Source organism: Hominisplanchenecus murintestinalis (assembly GCF_943193015.1).
GTDB classification, from domain to species: Bacteria; Bacillota; Clostridia; order Lachnospirales; family Lachnospiraceae; genus Hominisplanchenecus_A; species Hominisplanchenecus_A murintestinalis.
This window is the reverse complement of sequence record NZ_CALPCM010000001.1, coordinates 89,927-109,524: the sequence shown is the minus strand read 5'-3', so window position 1 is coordinate 109,524 and position 19,598 is coordinate 89,927. Positions and strand designations below refer to the sequence as shown.

The following is a 19,598-nucleotide window of genomic DNA, read 5'->3' as shown; positions in this document are numbered from 1 at the left end:
ATTAGAAACTTCTCCTTTCCAGTTCTTCTTTCATATGCTTCCAGATTTCTTTTCCTGCCGTGCCATCTGCAAAATTTACATTTCCTCTAAAAAAACCTTTTCTTTTATCTATGTGAATATCTTTCCCCTGCGCCACAATATCCAGAAAATCCTTCAAACTGCAGTAAGACTCCCGATAGACAGGATTCACGGAAGCCTGCATCACGGATTCCATAATCTCCTTTTGCTGATTTTCCATGAATGGAACAAACTCCATACTTACCGCCCGATTTCCATTCTTATCAATGCACACAATTTTATCGCTCTCTCTTGAAAACAGATATTCATAATCTTCATCATGACATCGGCCGCCAAAAAATCCGCCTTCCTTTCCATTCCCTAAAAGCTCCTGCGTCCCAACCGGAACCTTCGCATGCTTTCCTGTTTTTCTATCTATTTTTATAAAATGATCCGCCTGGAATGGGATAAACCACACGCTATCCCCCATGCATGCAAGTCCAGAAAATGCAGGACTGCTCCCGTCCAGAATATGGTACGCGGCAAAATCTTCTGACACTACAGAAAATCCTTCTTCTTTGTTCCATCTCAAAAGCATCACCGGGTTATTTGACATAATCCATATATTTTCATCATCCGCCGCAATCCTATAAAACGCCGCTGTCCCTTTGTACCTATGGACTTCCCAGCTATCCGTTTCCGGCGCATATTCTGCCAGAAACGGCTTATTATCACATACCAAAAAGATATGTTCTTTAAACAACAGGCCATCAACAAAAACCGGCTCTTCATTTTTATAGCCTAATTCCTTTGACAAAGGACATTCTGCTGCTTCTACCGTATTATCTTCTGCATCAATCACAAATCTCCGGCTGCTGAATAAAATCGGAAACAGATATATCTTTTTTCCATGCAGTATCGGAATATACTGGTTATTTAGTTCTTTCTCTTCCAATACAACTCTTTCCATATTACCGTTTTTGGTGTCAACCACCAATATGCAATCACAAAAATACGGAATAAAGAAAATTTTCTGCCCATATGCCACCGCATTCTTAAACATATAGTTTTTGCTTTCTGCGCCTTCCAGCGCCCCGGCAAACTCTATCTGTTTTGTCTGCAGATGCAATTTAAACACCGCGTTATATTTATGATGAAACATCCATAAAATATCTTCCTGAACTGCACAGCTGATTGTTCCCATACGCGTATTATTATAGTCTGTAATCAGGATTGGTTTTCCGGTAACGCCAAAAGATTTCAGCATGGAACTGGTTTCATCTCCGATATATGCGTCTGCCAGCAGGAGCGCCCGCTGGCTGTCCTGGCTGTTATCATAAATCACATTGGGAAGCGTCTGAAACCGTTCTACAATGTCCATATACCGCTTCTCATAATGAGGACGCACACTTTCTATGGTACTGATGCTCAAAGGATGCGGACGCCACAGCAATACCATATCATCTCTCTGCGGAAATATCTCTATGAAGTCCTCCAGCTTCTTCATCACGCCCTCTGTATAATTAAGCAATTCCACTATTGTCGAATTATACAGAATCACTTTCTTCTTCGGAGAACCGATTTTCCTTTTCCACGGTTCAGGAATTCCGTCAGCATCATAAATTCCTGAAATCATTTTATCTAATTTGGGAGAACCTAACGCCAGGTATCTATCTTCCAGCCCGCTGTTCCGGAACCTCTCTTCGCTCATATCCAGGGCTTCCCTTAATCCCCTGATAAAAACATCCCTGAGTTTGTCAGACTGAAGGATTGTCTTATGAGCATACAATACGCCGCTTGTCAGACACTGCAGCGGATTCACTGAATCATTATTCGCCACAAAGTAAGGCACATACACCAGGAGCGATGTGTATTCCCGTATTTTCCGGCTATAATAGTCCGGATGGATACTTGTCACTGTGTTCTGATCGTCATACGGATTATGAATAAAAATAATGTCCGGCCTTTCCGTTTCCAAATGATATTCTGTATATTTCGTAATTGGCACATATCCCGGAAATTCCCCGCTTTCATCGTACCAGTTCCTTGGGGTTCCATCCGGTTTCCTGTCAAAATACGGAATGGGAATCACCCTGCAGTTACAGTCAGGCGCTTCTTTTGCCGCCATCCATATACTTTCCAGGGAATCCCACATAGACGCCTTGTACGGCAGAAACACGACCTCATACGTAACAGGTATATCATATTTTATGCTGTTCCGTATCTGAAGCAGCTGCTTATTCATCAGCTTCATGCGTTTCTGGGGATTCTCAGTTTCCACATTCTCATAAAGCCCCCACACAAGCTCACACAGGTTCTCCAACTGGCTGACCGCTGCCGTGCCTTCCCCTTCTGTTTCCTCGATTTTATTTCCAACAGTAAGCGCTGCCTCCTGCACAATACCCAGAAGCTCTTTAAACTGTGCATATTCCTTTTTTCTGTACAGCTCGTCCAGAGTTTTCGCCGCTTCCAGCATAGAATCCGTCATCTCCAGTAACTGCTGCCTGATTTGTGTTCTCATACATTAGCCCCTTTCCAGCAACGCCAGTTTTTCTTTCAGTGGCGGCGCCATATCCAGATACTCCTCTATCTCAGCTTTTGTGAGATAATCTGTCACATGTGCTTCTTCCAGCTGCCGGATGACAGCCTCCTGGGCATCCGGCGAAACAAGAATGCATTTCTTTCCCGGATGCTTCATGGCACATTCTAAACTTTCTATCTTTTTTCCATCCAAAATCTGATTTTGCTTTTCCTCTGCATTATCAATAAATCCCTCTATCAAAATCCCCCTGAGCATAAGCTGCAGGTTCAGGTTTCTTCCATTTCTGCCAGCCCCAAACATAAACAGCTTCCCTGTTCCAAACTTCTTTTTCAATTCCAATATCCTGCTTTCTAAATCAGCAGGCTCCTCCAATGCCAGGATTTTTCCCGTCACATGCTCTTCAAAAGCCCGATAAGGGGTTTTTCTTGCAAAATCAAGCATCTCCCAATAAAACTCATAGGGACTCCCATACAACTTATACATCTCTCTGTCCGTCACCTGATTCACAAAACGAATCCACAGCTCGTTACACTCCCTGATATGGCTTGGTATCGTCCTGCTCCCCTGCTCTGCATGAATTCTGGAAATAACCAGAGGCTCCTCCAAATACAGGATTTTCTGTCCCCGCAATATCCGAAACCACAAATCATAATCCTGCGTTGTGCGCAGCGTCTCGTCAAACACACCGCACCTTTCAAAATGGCATTTATGTATTAATGCATCACATCCATGAACCATTTGCGCTAACACAGCCGCAAGCCCATCCTGACGCATCCTGCGTTTCAGCTTCTTTCTTGGCTTCACCGCCTCATCCAACAAATTTTCTTCCACAAATAAAAGCCTGTATTCACTGAGCACAATCCGCTGATCATCACCGCATTCCTCCAACGCCTGTATCTGCTTTTCACATTTATCTGGCAGAAACATGTCATCATGGGAACACCAGGCAAAATAGTCCCCGTCCATCTCACGGATGCCTAAGTTCAATGCAGAAGCCACGCCTCCATTTTCTTTATAAAAATAACGGATACGTTCTCCATACTCCGCCGCTATTCTTTCCGTCGCTCCATCATCCGAAGAACCGTCATTGATCACGAGCACCTCACAATTGTCATATGTCTGATTCAGTGCGCTGTCTATGGCATTTCTTAAATAATTTGCTCCATTATAAACCGGAATAATAATAGAAATCTTTTTGTCATTCATATCTTTTCCCTTTTCCGTCCAAGCTCTCTTTTAAAATACTCTCATACAGCTCCTGATGCCTTTTTACATACGTGTCAAATTGATATTTCTGTTCCACCAGCTGCCGTCCCATCCTCCCTTTTTGCCGAATTTCCCTCGGATTCCGGGACAATCTCTCAATTTCATACGCCAATGCAGAACTTGATTTATACTCTACAGAACTTCCACATATTGGAGCATTTGTAATATCTTCCAATACCGTCCCCTTAAAACAAATAACTGCATTTCCGGCGGCCATAGCTTCAATCGCCATAAGGCCAAAACTTTCTGCCAGCGACGGCATAATAAATATATCACAGGCTTCCTGAAAATCAATCATTCCCTGTTTATCATTTATCCAGGAATGCTCCTGTACTTTATACATTTTCCGAATATCCTCCGGGATTACCCCCGCGCCTACTGTCATAAGGAATATTCTGTCCTTATCTGATATCTGTCTTAATGCTTCATATATGTATTCGCATCCTTTCACCGGCGCGTTATCTGCCCTGAATCCAATAACAATATGGTTTTCATCTGCTAATTCTTCTCTATCATGATACGAACTGATATCAACCCCAAAGGGTATCACATGAATCTTATCAAAATGTTCAGTCAACGGACTTTCCTTCATATATCTCTTCATAAATTCTGAAGCAACCACAACGTGGGGATTCATTTCTCGAAATACCTTTCTTTTAACCTCCCACATAAAATTTGTATTATCCTGCTCCATCTCATAATATATTTCATCCAGCCGTTCACAATTTCCACAGCCGGTTCTCCATTTCTCACAGGTCATTGGATATACACAATTTCCCGTGACAATCCAGGGATCATGTATCGTCCATACACTATTCCCCTTCATTAAATCTGGATAATCATACAAGGAAAACATTCTATTATGCAGAATGTGATAATGTTTAATATCTGCATTTTGAAATTCCTCTATTCTCTTTAACTCTGTTATGTAAGGCATCAAAAGATTGCTAATCGAATGCTCTTTCTCATAATGTGCAACCTGCTCATGAAGCATCCAGCTATGCTTTAAACAGATAACGCTATCCGCGTCGCTTCTTTTATCCATCACAATCTGTTTTGCATCTATTCCATTTTCGCGCAGCTTCAAATGCAAATCATATCCATTAAAGTTCCTTCCCACCAAATCCCAATAATTCACCTCTACGACTTTCATTTGCCTAGATTTCTCCTCCCCTGGCGCTTTACACAATCTTCTAAAAGAATCTCCGCGCTTTTACGCCTCTCCGTCTTTTTGTAAGGATATCCGCAAAAAACTTTTTCAAGATTGTCCTTCAAATCCACAATTTCCGTTTCATCCAGCAAATCATTCCTCACACACGGCTCCTTTTTATCCAATAAAGCGTATAGCTCCTCTCTGCTATATACGTTCTCAAATCCCTCCTGGCGAAACTGATTTACCAATGCCGCTGAATTTTTCATACTAACAATAATAACAGTTTCCCTTTTATCCAGTTCCAGTACCTCTTCATAAGATTTACAGAATAACCCTTCCAACGCATAACCTTGTTTACTTTTATCCGTATCTCCAAAACATCCAACTGCAATTCCATATTTTTTTAACTTGAAATATGTCTGTATCCCATATTCTCCCATGCAATAGATACATACCTGCTTTTTATCTCCATCCATTTTCCTGATACCTGCCAATTATCTTTTCTACAATTTTATTTTGGGGTGAAACATCCATAAAGATCTTATCCAAATCCTCTTTAAATACATAATTACTAATTCCGGCTCTTCTTAATTCCTGCGCAATCTCTTCTCTATATAAAGAGGCAATGATAATTCTGCCCCGAAACATTCCCTGTTCCCCTAATCCCCGACATATAATCCCATCTATTTTCTTGCCATGCAGCTTCTTGTTTCCATCAAGAAACCCTTCAACAGCAAAGCCGCGGCAGCGCAAATCAAATAAAAGCCTTTTTCCATAAGCGCCCGCCCCATAAATCCAAATCGGCGTTTCTATTTTTTCTTCTATCTCACCCGCAATGCATGTGTTTAAGCGCATTCCCTGCAAACAGGCAGAATAACTTTTCTCCATGCCTGGTATCGGAAAAATCCTCAGCAGCATCTGATAAAAAAAGTTATAATCACTTCCGTATAACTCCACTCTCTCCTGATGTGTAAGTTCATCTAAAAACATACGGTACATTTCATCCCGTTCAATGTCTACACTTCTTATGGTATTGCTTCCCTGCTCCGCATGGTATCTGATGCCATAAAGGCGTTCATTAGAGAATTTACATTTTTCCTTTCTTAAAATCCTAAACAGGAACTCATAATCTTGCGTTGTGCGCAAATCTTCACGGAATGTCCCATATCTTTCAAAAATACATTCGTGGAGAAGCACACCGCCAAATTGTATAAGCGATTGTATTACAGAAAATACATTTTTCTCTAAATTTCCCTCTTTGTAAAATTGTAATAACGGAACCGCAACCCTTCTTCCCGAATCCGTAAAGATATCGTAAGAACATGCTGTCATCCATACATTGTTTTCTTTCACACATTTAACCTGCTCTTCAATCTTACGGGGATAGAAAACGTCATCATGAGAAAGCCAGGAAAAATACTCTCCCTGCATTTCTCTTATGCCTGCATTTAATGCCGTTGCCACTCCCCCATTCTCTTTCCTGAAATACCTGATTCTGCTTCCGTATGACAATGCAATCTCTTCCGTTTTTCCATTATCGTCTGAACCATCATTCACAACGATAACCTCACAGTTCTGATATGTCTGATTTAACGCACTGTCAATCGCCTCTCTCAAATAATTTGCTCCATTATAAACCGGAATGATAATAGATACTAAAGATTTCTGCACTGTCTTCCCACCTCTATATAATGTGTATTGATATCACATCCGCCATTGCACCTCCGGCACATTGTTAAATAACCTCTGGCATTATATCCCAAATCAAATTCCACAATTTTTGCCTTTTCTTCTATCCCATTCCCAAGCTTCCCAAGCTCCAGCATATTGCTTTCATCATATGCAAACTCCAGCGCTTTTTCCGCAAATCTTGCATTAATGCAGTACCATATTTTTCCATCGATATACCCACGGCAATTTGTATGGCAGTAATCAAAAAAGGCTTCCATGCTGCTTTCTGTATCTTCCTCATGATGCAGCGCCTCAAACCCAAAATCTACCCATTGCGCAGAACTTAACAAATATGTCCTAATCCCGTTCTCCCTGTATTTTTCATAATTTTCCATGACTCTCTGTTTCAGTTCAGGGTTCGTAGCCGTATAATCACTGATTTCCACATACATACCATATTTCTTCATACAGTTTAATAGCCTTTTTCCCGGCTCTATCATACCATTGGTAATAATCTTTAAACTTCCTATCTGTTCCAGATAGTTTTCTGCTATATACCCAAGAACCTCTTCCAACTCCTGGTTTAATAACGGCTCTCCGCCTGTAAAAGTAAAGTCTCCCACGAAATCTATTTTGCTAAATGCCAGATCAATCTCTTCTTTTATTTTTGCCGCCTCATATTTCTTCACATTTTTGAAATATGGAAGCATAATCGCACATTTTTCACACCTCAGCGTACATCTCTCTGTCACGATACAGGAAAGGGAATTCACAACAACTTTTTGATATTGATGAAGCATCAGGAGCGGAAAATCATGCCGCATAAATTCATTATAAGTTTTACAGATACTGCGCTTATTCTCCAAAAAAACACTAAGTCCCTCTTTTACCTCTTGTCCAATATCGTCATGTAAGGCAATTAACACCAGGCAATCAGCATTTGCTCTTCTTGAGAACTCCTCCAGACTCAACACATCCAGACCCTGGCATATATCTCCTGCTTTATATTTATCAATAAATGCCTTTACCGTCCAATCCGTAAGTCTCTGTATTGCATAAAAAAATCTTTCCCCAATAATCCCGCTGCCATATATATATATTTCTTTATTGGCATATTCTTTCGCGATAGCCTCTTCTGTCCCGGCAAGTTCCCTGCCCTGCTTTGTCCATTTCATGTCACTCCACTCCACTCATATCAATCTTCGAAATCTTTGAATGAGGCACTCTCTCTTCCACCGGAGGCAACTTCCTGTAATCTCCGTAATGCCTGCGCAGATAGACCTCATAATCCTTAAAAGCCTGAAACATATGTCCCTCAAACTCCAGCTCAATAAACTCTTCAAAACACCGCCGCGGAAGGCCGTACCGGCAGCTTTTCGGATACTCCAGCGTATAGTGGCTGATAAGCTCGGTATCCCTCCTGTTGCACGCCCACGCCAGTCGGTCGCGCAGCGCAAATGCGCTGTCCCTCGGTATCCTGCTCAATATACGGTACACTGCTCTTTCCCTGCGCTTTCCTGCCTGCCGTACTCCCAATGGCGCATATAGGACTTTCCGAATAAAAAAACACAGGAAATGGTGCAGCCGCCGCATAAGAAAACTATCCGGCACATTATCCGCCACAAAAATGTCAATAAAAATCCCTGTTTTCTGTTTCAGGAATTCCTGCCCCAGCCGCACATGTTCCGTATTCTCCCGCCGTATCTTTGCCCAGCCCCAGCGGTAATAAGGATCACTCTTATAATCTTGAAGAAAAAAACGCGCCGTATCCAGCTCTTTCTTACATACCCTTCGGAACTTTGCATACTCTTTTCTGAGCATAATCACATCAATATCATCATCCCACGGGATAAATCCTTTGTGGCGGACTGCGCCCAGCAGCGTACCGCCATCCAGCGAATACTGAATATTGTGCTTCCGGCAGATTCTGTCCACCTCAATCAGCATTTCCAGCTCAATACGCTGTAACTTTCTCAGTTCTTCCGAAGATAATTTATATTCCTGAGCTTTTCTCATCACGCATCTCCTTACCACTGTTTTCTATATACTCTGTTTCCAGGCTCTGTAAACCGGGTTCCTCACCTCGCTGCCTGCTTCGCCGGCTCTACTTTGTTCGGATTGATATCTATATATCCACTGCAATTCTTACAAAATTCCACATATCCTTTCACATTGTACCCCATACGGAATTCAATCAATTCCTTCCGTTTCTCCGACGTATAGCTCCTCAAATCAAAATACTCAGTCTCATCTGTCTTTGCCAGCCCTGCTACCATCGCATAACTCGCATAATTACAGCTAAAAAGCTTTCCGTCCCTCAGCTCCTGCCACGGCACATGACAGCTCTCAAACTGATTCTGCAGCCGCTGCTCGCTCCAGTCCTCATGATGGGTTGTAAGCGGCGCCAAATCAATCCACTCGTCCACTTTATTAATTTCATATTTTACCTGATGTTTCTCCAAACGCTCCAGCAATTTAGAAAATGTTTCCACACTGTTCGGCACTGCTTCCCGATAATCATCCACCGTCACTTCTACATTGTGCTCTGCCAGCGCATCCAAAAGTTCCGGCTTGGGAAGCACCGTCCCATTTGTCACTGTCCGCAAAATATGGATTTTCTTCCGGTAATTCGTATCAATGTACTCCACCAGCTTCTTCATATGCGGATACAGCATTGGCTCCCCGCCGCTGATATGAAAAAGCATAATATAATCAATACATGAAAAAAATGTATCAACATCAGCCTGAATCTGCTCCCACGGACGTTCATCAAAGTGCTTCATATACGGAGTGAAATTCAAGCACGCCTCACAGCGCAGATTGCACCTCGTACTGGGCAGGAAAGATATCGACGGAATGTATACTTTGCCGTTCTTGTACGCGGCATATACCATCATGAACATCTCCATGGTAAAGACCTGTTTGTCCTGCGCCAGCCCTTTTTGCATCAGCTGCTGCATAACCGGCAGCCTTGTATACGGCGATACCGTCACGATGATTCCTGTAGTTTCGTCCAGCTTTTCTTCCACTTCATCTAAAGAGTATATCATTTTTCCGCAATACAGCGTATGCTGCTTTCTGCTGTCATTATCAAGAAATCCCAATATCATAAGCTCTTTCTCTAAAAGCCCGCAAATCTGTTCCCCATACTCTCCTGCACCAAACAAATAGTATTTATCCAGCTTCTGTATGTTATCATACACGCCGTCAAATTCATGCCCTCTGTTCTTCCACTTCATACGCCTGTCTCCTAATCTTCTACTTTAACCACTCGTCCTTTTCCGTCCGCAGATATCCTTTAAACAACTCCAAATCATCCTTTGTCGTCAGCTTAATATTTTTATCCGAACCTGCAGCAAAATACAGCACCTCGCCCAAATCCACCATCATGGTATTCGTATAAGAAGAACCGTAGATACCGATTTCTTCTTTAAACGCTTTCGTATAAGCCCATACCAGTTTTGCATACATATAAGCCTGCGGAGTCGATACCCGCCGCAGCGTTTCCCGAGGGATATACTGGCTGGTACATTTTTCATCCTTTATCACAAAAATCTGCTCATTATATGGAAGGGATGTTACCGCATTCCCATATTCCCGGCATTTCAAAATCACATCAGACAAAATGCTTTCATCCACCAAAGGCCGGATTCCGTCATGGATAATAACAATATCATCATCCTCACATTCCTCTTTTAATGCAAACACGCCGTTTCGGATGGATTCCTGCGCCGTGCTCCCTCCGCTGACAATCCATTTTAATTTCGTAATGCCAAACTGCTTCGCATAAGCCCTCAGCAAATCCTGCCAGCCGTCCAGGCACACCACTTCGATAGCGTCTATATCCGGATGCCGCTGAAAGCTCTCCAGTGTATAAATCACTACAGGCTTATCATACACATTGATAAACTGTTTCGGAATTTCCTGCCGCATCCTGTGCCCCTGTCCCGCTGCAATAATAATCGCTACATTCATTTTCCCAGCCACTCTTCCTTTCTGGAGACTGCCGGCGGCGTATTCAGCAGGATGGGATCAATCTCCTGTCTTGTCACATAATAAGGTATCCCTTCTGCTTCCAGTTCCTTCACCGCTTCCTCACAATTCCTCATCGCGATTACCACCAGCGTATCTCCCTTCTGCGCCAACAATTCCTCTTTCGATTTACAGGGAATCCCATCAATGACCGTTCCCTGTTTCTTTGGGTTATTATCCATAAAATATTCCGGCGCCGCCAAACGGCTCTCCAAATCATATTTTACCCGGATTCCATACTGCCCGGAGCCGAATATCACAATCCTTTTCGCCTTGTTCTGGGAAAAATCAGACAGCTTATCATAAAATTCCTTCAATCCCTGGCCTTCCTCAGAATCTTTCTCCATATTCCATAGCCTGTTCTCTATTTCTCTCAGTTCGTCTCCGCCGCCGTAACTCTTCACAAACCCGGCCATACGGCATAAAAACGCTCCCGCATTTCCAAACACCTGCCGGATTTCCTCATTCGGCATCTGCCGGACAAGCTTTGCGTATTCCTTCCGCGTTTCTTCATGATAACAGGAAATCGTGTTGGAGCCTGCCTCCCGGTGTTCCCTTACCATATGAAGGATATCCGCCAGGAACAAAGATTTCTGTCCCCTAAAAATCCGGAACCACATATCAATATCCTGTATCGTTTTCAGGCTTTCATCAAACAGCCCCGCCCTCTCAAAATGGCTCTTATGTATCAGCGCACTGCACGCATGGCTCTGGAGCTGCAGCACGGAAAAGCAGGAATTTGTAATCTGTTCCGGTCTATAATGCTTCAAAAAACGCGTCGGCGTCCTTGAACCCGTATCCTCATTGTAAAACTCATATTCAGCCTGCACCAGAGCCGCCGGATTTCCCGACTGTAAAACCGCCTCCAACTGCTTTTCTATTTTCTGAGGACTGTATACATCGTCGTGGGAAAGCCATGAAAAATACTCTCCCTGCATTTTGCGGATGCCGAAATTTAAAGCGGATGCAACTCCGCCGTTTTCCTTTTTGAAATACCGGATTCTGTCTCCGAACTTCAGCGCTTCCCGTTCCGTTTCCCCCTGATCACTGGAACCGTCATTGATAACAAGAACTTCACAGTTCTCATAAGTCTGCCCCAAAGCGCTTTCAATCGCTTCTTTTAAATAATTCGCTCCATTATAAACAGGTATCACAATGGATACAAGCGGTTTTTGCCCTGTCACGAGTCACATTCCTCCATCCTGCAAAAGCTTTTCCAGAACTTCTCCATAACCTTCCTGCTGCCCAGAGTAATCCTGACCCAGCCGCCCAGCATCCCTTTGCGGTATGTCTTTATCAAAATGTATTCCTTTTTCAACGCTTCTGCTATAACCTGCGGTTCTCTCTTAGGCTTAATCAGAATATAGTTTCCTCTTGATGCATAGTAGCGATACCCGGCGCTTTCTAATTGAGAAACCAGATAGTCCCTTCCCGCTTCCATCGACTGCCTCAAACTGTCCAGAATGTCCTCCCGTTTCAGCAGTTCTTCGGCAAACAAAATCCCCACCGAATTTACATTGTATGTGGACTGAGCATTTTCAATCAGATGGATGCATTCTTCACTTCCAATCAGATAACCCACCCGTAAAGCTGCCAGGGAACACCATTTTGAAAAAGTCCTCATTACCATCACATGAGGGTGTTTCCTGCAATACGCCACCTTCGATTCCACTCCAAAAGGATAATACGCCTCATCCACCAGGACCACAGCGCTTACAGCTTCCGCCTTCGCCACAATCCGTTCAAATTCCTCTTCCGTAAACTCTGTCCCAATCGGGCTGTTTGGATTCAGAAGAACCACCAGATTCGTATCTTCCTTAATTGCCCCAAACAGCTCCTCTGTCTCTATCGTAAAATCTTCTTTAAAAGGAACCGTATCCAACTCAACGCCAAACATACTTGCATATACCTGATACATCTCAAACGTAGGTGTAACTGTTAAAACCCGCCCCCCTGCATGGGTAAATGTTTCAAAGACCAGGCGCATGCCCTCATCGGAACCATTCGTCAGCGTCACATTCTGTACGTCTACCCCTTCCCGCCCGGCAATAAGCCCAAGCAGATTATCCTTCTGCGGATAAGACGCCAGAAACTCCGGCGTAATTTTCTTCACTGTCTCGCGCACAAAATCTTCCGGCAGCCCTTCGGGATTCTCATTCATATCCAAACGCAAATATCCTCTTCTGTCCGTATGGTCTTTGATACGATATGTACTGGCTATATATTTATCTCTATACATCTCTGCACCTTCACTTTTCATTCTTAGACTGCCCATTGATATAATTCAGAATTCTCTCATAATCATCAAAGAAATCTATCTCTGACCAAAATTCCTTCCCCACATCCATCGTATAAATCGGATGTTCCTTTTCATCTGCAAACGAATACAAGACATTCTCCCACCAGAGATTATACTGCTGTCCATCAATCAGGGCTTCCAGCCGTTCTTTAAACCGCGGTGTAAAAACGGATGCTACCTTCGCCATTCCCACATACTCACAATCGCGCTCCTGCAGCGGGATGTCCTTGCCATATTTACGGATAATCCCACTCTCCGTTGTCGAAAAAAAGTAGTCTCCCGTCTTGGTTCTTGTCACATCAATTGCCATTACATTGTCACGTGTATCCGCCAGGATTCCCCTGAGAATTTTTTCTGATACAAACACATCCGCATTCATAATCAGTACGTCGCCCTCCAGCTCATCTTTTGCAAACCACAGGCTCGCAATGCTGTTCGTAAGCTTATAAAAAGGATTTGTATAATACGTGACGTCCAGGCCGTCCAGCGCCTCAAAAATCTTTTCCTTCTGATATCCTACTACTACTACAATTTCCATCCCCATCCCAAGCAGCATTTCTGCGGTAATTCTTATCAATGGTTTGTCGTTGATTGGAAGCGTTGACTTGGGAACATTCTTAATCATTCTTGAAATTCTGTTGCCCACACCTGCCGCTAATAAAAATGCTTTCACGTTCTCACCCTCTTTTTGTTCTTTTCAGTATGAATATCCACTGTTTTGTCTCTTTCATCTTCTTAATATCGTTCTCGAAAAATTCCTGACATACATCTAATTCAAATCCCTGATTTAAAAACGCAGAAAACAGCTTTTTATACTCATCCACCGTCCGGTAAATCGCACTGTAATTATCCTGTATCGTTTCTGAATAAAACGAATTCAACGTAAGTCTCTCCTCTATCGCAACCGGCTCTGATATATATATCACGCACGAGTCCTGCAGCATATCCTCCAACTGAGCCATACACTCTTCCAGCGTGCAGTCATTCATATACATAAATACTCCGCCCGACAAAAAAAGCCTGTTAAACCGTTTGCTGTAGCGGCTGTGGTTTTCTGCGGCAAACTGCTCCAATGGCATATGAAGGAAAACCGTATTCTCTTTCTTGACAATATCCTCACGCTTTTTCACCGTATCCACAAATTCTTTTACATAATCAATACCTACATATTCCCCTGCTTTTGGAGTAATATACCTGGTCATCCTCCCCGTGCCAAATCCAATTTCCAGCACAATGCTTTCATTGTCAAGCGGAAACTGCGGAAACCATCTTTCCAATTCTTCCTTTGTCCAAAGCTCTATATTTTCGATATTCGTATCGCTGCTCAGCACCGTAGGCGCGTCAACCGGCCTGTCCCCATTCTTCTCCGAACGGGCGCTGTACAGATTCTTCACCGCATTGCTGTCAATATCTACATTTTTTCCATAAATCCTTGTTTCAGGAATATTTCCCATGATATCCTCCGTTCCGCTGCCATACAGCCTGAAATCCAGAGCATTTTCTCCAGTCTGCCCATAAACCCTTTTCTTATATTATCGACCGTAACGATATAAAACTTAACGCTTTCCACCCCTTTTACCAATATGGCAGAATGATGCAGCCATTCAAATACTTTCACTGAACAATACTACAGCAGCCGGACAAGACCGGCATACGAAGCGCCTTCTGCCGCCTTCTTCACAAACTCCGCCGCCTCTGGCTGGCGCAGATCATAGAGACTGCCAAGAAATGCCTGCACCTGCGCCGGAGACGCCGCTTTCCCTGGCGTTCCTGCTGCTCTTGCGCGCTCTTCATCTGTCTTGAATGCCAGCAGCAGCTCCTGCAGCGTTCCCATCCGCCAGGGATCAACCCTCAAGACTGCCACCGCACAGTTTACGCATTGCTCTAAATCTCCACTTTCAAAATGGCATACTGCCAGCAGCTCCCATACCCGCATCAGATTGTGGGTAAGCATGATTGCCTTATTCTCACTACCATACAAATCCAGCAGCGTCAGCGCTCTCTGCAGATGCTCCGCCCCTTCCTTATAGAGTCCAAGACTTATACACTTCCCTCCCAGGATATAGTCATAGTCCGGCTCTTTGGGAAAACGCTTTACCGCGGTTTCATATACTTTCTGTACCGCAGAGACATCCTGCCGCATAACATAAATCGCCATCAGATTCCTAAATATTCCAGAGCACAGCGCATCGTTTTCATCCGGACGTTTTGGCATACAGGAAACCGCCTGCTCATACCACCGGGCGGCTTCTTCCTTATTCCCCTGCTGGCTGTAGGAATCTCCCAGGCAGGACAGCATCACATGGTCTTTCGGATTGGCTTCCAGCTCTTTCTTAATCAAGGCAATATTTCTTCCGGCTTTATCCTTCTCCTTCATCTCCGCTTCACTGTAGCCTGTATGCAGGATGGACAGCTCGCCGCCCGCATCCGATTCCCACAATTTCCCATGTTCCACATAGAGCTTCTCATGAACCCTTCCACGATACCGCAGCCCCGGCTGGTTCCTGAATATCCTTGTCTGTGTACTGGAAAACAGTGTGCCTGTACTCCCGTCTGCCCGAACCGCTGAAACCCACTGGGTGTTCCCCTGCGGCCCGCCGCTTGAAAGCTCCTCACTGCCCTCCACCTGCACCCATCGGGTGACAAGCGCATTGTACTTTGTCCCCTCAAGCTTCTCCAGCAGCGGAACAAGACGTTTCGCATCCTCCTCCAAAAAGTATTCATCAGCATCCAAAAACACAATCCAGTCCCCCTGCGCCTGGCTGACTGCATAATTTTTGGCCGCCGCAAAATCATCTATCCATTCAAAATGATACACCTTCGCACCCAGACGCCTGGCGATTTCCACTGTGCGGTCTGTGCTCCCTGTATCCACCACAATCTGCTCCCACATAAAGCTCTTTCCCCAGGAAAGCGCACGCTCAATATTTTTCTCTTCATTTTTCACAATCATACACTGGGAAAGCCTGATTTCCTTTTTCAATTTTCCTGTACCTCCTGTCCCATCGCCCTGTCAAAGCTCTCCAGCTCCTGCGGAGCCATAAGCTGACGAAACTCCTGTACCAGACCTTCATATCCGGCTGCCATCGCCGTTTTCAGAACAAAAAGCCTGTCTTTCAGTATCTGAAAGTTATAAAAATTTCCGAGAAACTCTCTTACTTGCGCCGGGGATGCCGCCTGATATACTCCGTTCCCACCCGCCTGTGCATTCTGTTCATCCCTTAAGAATGCCAAAAGGAGTACTTGGAGCATACGCATATTCCAGGGATTTGCCCGTAATAGTGCAGTTGTACAGTTCACACACTGACTCAAATTCCCGATCCCGTAATAACAGAGAGCCAAATCCTCCCAGGCTTTTTGAAGATTAGCAAACAGTAAATCCGTTTTCTGCGTGTTCCCAAACTTTTCTAAGATTCCAATGCCACGTTCCAAATGATATGCAGCCTCCTCCTGCCGCCCGAGCCTTATATATTCCTCACCTATCACATAGTCAAAATCCCCGTTCTTTGGAAGGCTTTTAACAGCCTGCTGATATACGTTCTCTGCCGCGCGTATATCTCCTTTGATTATCATTAAAACACGCATCAGATTTTTAAATGTAGCAGCGCTCCGGGCATCATATTCACTTAATTCCTCTTTCACAAGATACCCAATCGCTTTTTGATACAAATCAACAGCTTCATCATAACGTTCCAGATTTACATAACCATCTCCTAAATATCCCATCATAACATAGTTATCCGGATCTTCCTCCAGTGTTTTTTCTATCAGAGGTACATTCCTTTTGCTTTTGCGTATATCCCCTTCCGCAGACTGAAGATATCCCGTATGATAGATAGACAAATCCTTCGTGCCGTCAATAAACTGAATCGTTCCGTTGTCCGAATCAAGCTCCTCATGAATCCGCCCCCGGTAGCGCAGCCCCGGGCAATTCCTGAATATCCGCATGTATGTACTACTCTCAGCCACTTTTCCATCTTTATCTAAATGAAGGATATTCGTCATCAGAACCTCATATTTGCTATGCTGTAAATCCCGCAAAATCGGCATCAGCTTTGCTGCATCTTCCGGCGGAAAGTATTCATCTGCATCCAGAAATGCAATCCAGTCTCCCTTTGCCTGTTCAATTGCATAGTTTTTCGCTGCTGCGAAATCATCAATCCACTCAAAATGGTAAACCTTTGCCCCCATCCCCTTTGCAATTTCTACCGTGCGGTCTGTACTTCCTGTGTCTACCACAATTTGCTCGTACATAATGTCTTTCCCCCAGGAAAGCGCCCGCTCAATATTTTTCTCTTCATTTTTTACAATCATACACTGGGAAAGCCTGACTCCCCGTCTCATATGCCATTTCCTCCCTGCTAATCTTTCATCCTTCTATATTAAAAAGGGCTATTTCTCCGCTTTACACTTTGAAATAACCCTTTCCTATTTTCATTCTTTTAAAGCCTCTGCTTACACTGCATTACTGCAGAAGGCTTAATACGCTCTGCGGCACTGCATTTGCCTGTGCCAGCATAGACTGTGATGCCTGTACAAGAATATTATTCTTTGTAAACGCTGTAATCTCTTCCGGCATATCTGTATCACGAATACGCGATTCTGCATCTGTAAGATTCTCAGCCGTAACATATAAGTTGTTATACGTAAACTCCAGTCTGTCTTGTTTTGCACCAAGCTCCGCACGAAACTCAGATACTGTATTAATCGCCGTCCGAATGGTAGACATCGCCGCATTTGCAGCCGATACACCTGTCACATTCAGAGAGCCTCCCAGTATGGCAGATGACATATCACGCGCCTCTACTGTCATGATTTCCGGTGCAGTTGTACCAATCTGAAGCTGCGTACTAGCCGCTCCTTTCAATGTATACACACCATTAAAATTTGTATTTGCCGAAATACGGTCTATCTCCTCCAGCAGCTCGTCAACCTCTGCCTGAATATTTTTCTGTGCCACACTATTATATGTGCCGTTTGCACCCTGGGTTGCCAGCGTAGTCATACGCTGAAGCATAGCATGAATCTCTGTCAAACCACCTTCAGCAGTTTTAATCAATCCCACTGCTTCCTGTGCATTCCTTGCCGCCTGATTCAATCCCCTAATCTGCGCCCTCATATTCTCGGAAATCGCCAGACCTGCCGCATCATCACCAGCACGGTTAATTCTATAACCGGAAGATAATTTTTCCAGATTTCCATTCAATCCCCCCTGGTTAATCCCCAAGTTACGGTATGCAGTAAGCGCGCCAATATTATGCTGAACTACCATAAAGTATACCTCCTTGTCTGAAAATATCTGCAGAAACTTCCCTGTCTCTGCCGCCGTTTATATAAGCCCTTATACACTTGGCAAATAAATTCTGTAGACCTATACGGATTCCCCCATATACATATCTTACATTACATTTATCGCCGCATTTCCAGAAAAAATAAGCATTTTTTCAAAAATTTTTCCTTCTGCAATGCATCTTGTATATAAGAGGAAAGAGCTATTTCTCTGCTCTTACACTTTGAAATAGCTCTTTCTTATTTTCCTCAATTTACGGAATATCAGCTATACAGTATTCCCAGTCAATCCAGGAAATTACTGCAGAAGGCTTAATACGCTCTGCGGTACTGCATTTGCCTGAGCCAGCATAGACTGAGAAGCCTGCATAAGAATATTATTCTTTGTAAACTGCGTAATCTCATCCGGCATATCTGTATCACGGATACGGGACTCTGCGTCTGTCAGGTTCTCAGCAGTGATATCCAGGTTTGCAATCGTATGCTCAAGCCTGTTCTGCTTAGCACCAAGCTCTGCACGGAATTCAGATACTGTATCGATAGCAGCCTTAATTGTAGTAATGGCTGTATTCGCTGCTGTTACGCCTGTTACATCAAGGCTGTCAACGCCAATCCCAGCTGCCTTCATATCCGCACCTGTCAGTGTCATTGTCTCGCCTGCACTCGGTCCAATCTGGAACTGGGCTGTCTTAGCACCGTTCAGTGAGTAAACGCCGTTAAAGTTTGTATTTTCTGCAATACGGTTAATCTCAAGCAACAGCTCGTCAACCTCTGCCTGGATATTTCCCTGAGCAGTCGTATTATAAGTACCGTTAGCGCCCTGGGTAGCCAGTGTTGACATACGCTGAAGCATAGCGTGAACCTCTGTCAGCGCACCTTCTGCTGTCTTGATTAAGCCGATAGCATCCTCTGCATTCTTGGATGCCTGGTTCAGGCCTCTGATCTGAGATCTCATCTGCTCGGAAATTGCCAGACCTGCTGCATCATCGCCTGCACGGTTGATTCTGTAACCGGAAGACAGTTTCTCAAGATTTCCGTTCAAGCTAGACTGATTGATACCTAAATTTCTGTAAGAGTTAAGTGCTCCTATATTATGCTGAATTACCATAAAATGTACCTCCTTGTTTTATAAATATCTGCGGGAACTTCCCTGTCCCCATCACTATATATGTGGGCCCTGCATATATAGCCAATACCAATGTAAAGTATGAACATTGTATTCCACTTGATTTACCTTACATTTATATCTATCGTCATCTTCCAGAAAAATATAAGTACTTTTATAAAATTTTTTTTAAATCGTTCTACGTAAAAGAAGAGCTGTTTTTCCACTTTTACGCTTCAAAACA

17 protein-coding genes are annotated in these 19,598 nt (G+C 43.8%); all 17 read right to left on the bottom strand.

Annotated elements, in window-relative coordinates:
* Position 1: 1 nt before the first annotated feature.
* A complete protein-coding gene (locus NFR99_RS00480; protein ID WP_251352160.1) occupies positions 2 to 2,518 on the bottom strand; it encodes a hypothetical protein in 2,517 nt (838 codons plus the stop codon).
* Positions 2,519 to 2,521: 3 nt separating this feature from the next.
* Complete coding sequence (locus tag NFR99_RS00475; RefSeq protein WP_251352158.1) at positions 2,522 to 3,745, bottom strand: glycosyltransferase family 2 protein; 1,224 nt, start codon at positions 3,743 to 3,745, stop codon at positions 2,522 to 2,524.
* Positions 3,738 to 4,958: a glycosyltransferase gene (locus NFR99_RS00470; protein WP_120480997.1), complete on the bottom strand. Its 1,221-nt coding sequence runs from the start codon at positions 4,956 to 4,958 to the stop codon at positions 3,738 to 3,740. Before NFR99_RS00470 ends, NFR99_RS00475 begins: the two co-directional genes overlap by 8 nt.
* Positions 4,955 to 5,434, bottom strand: a complete 480-nt coding sequence (locus NFR99_RS00465) for a hypothetical protein (RefSeq protein ID WP_135974849.1) — start codon at positions 5,432 to 5,434, stop codon at positions 4,955 to 4,957. The genes NFR99_RS00470 and NFR99_RS00465 overlap by 4 nt, the downstream gene beginning before the upstream one ends.
* Entirely contained in the window at positions 5,421 to 6,629 is a 1,209-nt protein-coding gene (locus NFR99_RS00460) for a glycosyltransferase (protein ID WP_251352156.1), read from the bottom strand. Before NFR99_RS00460 ends, NFR99_RS00465 begins: the two co-directional genes overlap by 14 nt.
* Complete coding sequence (locus NFR99_RS00455; protein ID WP_120481000.1) at positions 6,614 to 7,804, bottom strand: radical SAM family protein; 1,191 nt, start codon at positions 7,802 to 7,804, stop codon at positions 6,614 to 6,616. Before NFR99_RS00455 ends, NFR99_RS00460 begins: the two co-directional genes overlap by 16 nt.
* Before the next feature lies 1 nt (position 7,805).
* Positions 7,806 to 8,645, bottom strand: coding sequence for a LicD family protein (locus NFR99_RS00450; protein ID WP_120481001.1), 840 nt, complete (start codon positions 8,643 to 8,645; stop codon positions 7,806 to 7,808).
* A gap of 62 nt (positions 8,646 to 8,707) precedes the next feature.
* On the bottom strand, positions 8,708 to 9,868 hold the full coding sequence (locus tag NFR99_RS00445) for a radical SAM protein (RefSeq protein ID WP_120481002.1): 1,161 nt from the start codon (positions 9,866 to 9,868) through the stop codon (positions 8,708 to 8,710).
* Positions 9,869 to 9,887: 19 nt separating this feature from the next.
* On the bottom strand, positions 9,888 to 10,604 hold the full coding sequence (locus NFR99_RS00440; RefSeq protein WP_120481003.1) for an IspD/TarI family cytidylyltransferase: 717 nt from the start codon (positions 10,602 to 10,604) through the stop codon (positions 9,888 to 9,890).
* Positions 10,601 to 11,845, bottom strand: a complete 1,245-nt coding sequence (locus NFR99_RS00435; RefSeq protein ID WP_251352154.1) for a glycosyltransferase — start codon at positions 11,843 to 11,845, stop codon at positions 10,601 to 10,603. The genes NFR99_RS00440 and NFR99_RS00435 overlap by 4 nt, the downstream gene beginning before the upstream one ends.
* A complete protein-coding gene (locus NFR99_RS00430; protein ID WP_251352152.1) occupies positions 11,842 to 12,921 on the bottom strand; it encodes a pyridoxal phosphate-dependent aminotransferase in 1,080 nt (359 codons plus the stop codon). Before NFR99_RS00430 ends, NFR99_RS00435 begins: the two co-directional genes overlap by 4 nt.
* Positions 12,911 to 13,633: a phosphocholine cytidylyltransferase family protein gene (locus NFR99_RS00425; RefSeq protein WP_120481006.1), complete on the bottom strand. Its 723-nt coding sequence runs from the start codon at positions 13,631 to 13,633 to the stop codon at positions 12,911 to 12,913. The genes NFR99_RS00430 and NFR99_RS00425 overlap by 11 nt, the downstream gene beginning before the upstream one ends.
* Before the next feature lie 4 nt (positions 13,634 to 13,637).
* Positions 13,638 to 14,414: a class I SAM-dependent methyltransferase gene (locus tag NFR99_RS00420; protein WP_251352150.1), complete on the bottom strand. Its 777-nt coding sequence runs from the start codon at positions 14,412 to 14,414 to the stop codon at positions 13,638 to 13,640.
* 173 nt (positions 14,415 to 14,587) lie between these two features.
* Positions 14,588 to 15,913, bottom strand: a complete 1,326-nt coding sequence (locus NFR99_RS00415) for a glycosyltransferase (protein ID WP_465221053.1) — start codon at positions 15,911 to 15,913, stop codon at positions 14,588 to 14,590.
* Between the two features lie 26 nt (positions 15,914 to 15,939).
* A complete protein-coding gene (locus tag NFR99_RS00410; protein ID WP_251352146.1) occupies positions 15,940 to 17,304 on the bottom strand; it encodes a glycosyltransferase in 1,365 nt (454 codons plus the stop codon).
* Between the two features lie 121 nt (positions 17,305 to 17,425).
* Positions 17,426 to 18,232 carry a flagellin N-terminal helical domain-containing protein gene (locus NFR99_RS00405; protein WP_251352145.1) on the bottom strand — a complete coding sequence of 269 codons (807 nt, stop codon included), beginning with the start codon at positions 18,230 to 18,232 and terminating at the stop codon, positions 17,426 to 17,428.
* Positions 18,233 to 18,547: 315 nt separating this feature from the next.
* The gene (locus tag NFR99_RS00400; RefSeq protein ID WP_251352140.1) at positions 18,548 to 19,357 is read right to left on the bottom strand and encodes a flagellin N-terminal helical domain-containing protein; all 810 of its coding nucleotides are present in this window, start codon (positions 19,355 to 19,357) and stop codon (positions 18,548 to 18,550) included.
* Positions 19,358 to 19,598 lie beyond the last annotated feature (241 nt).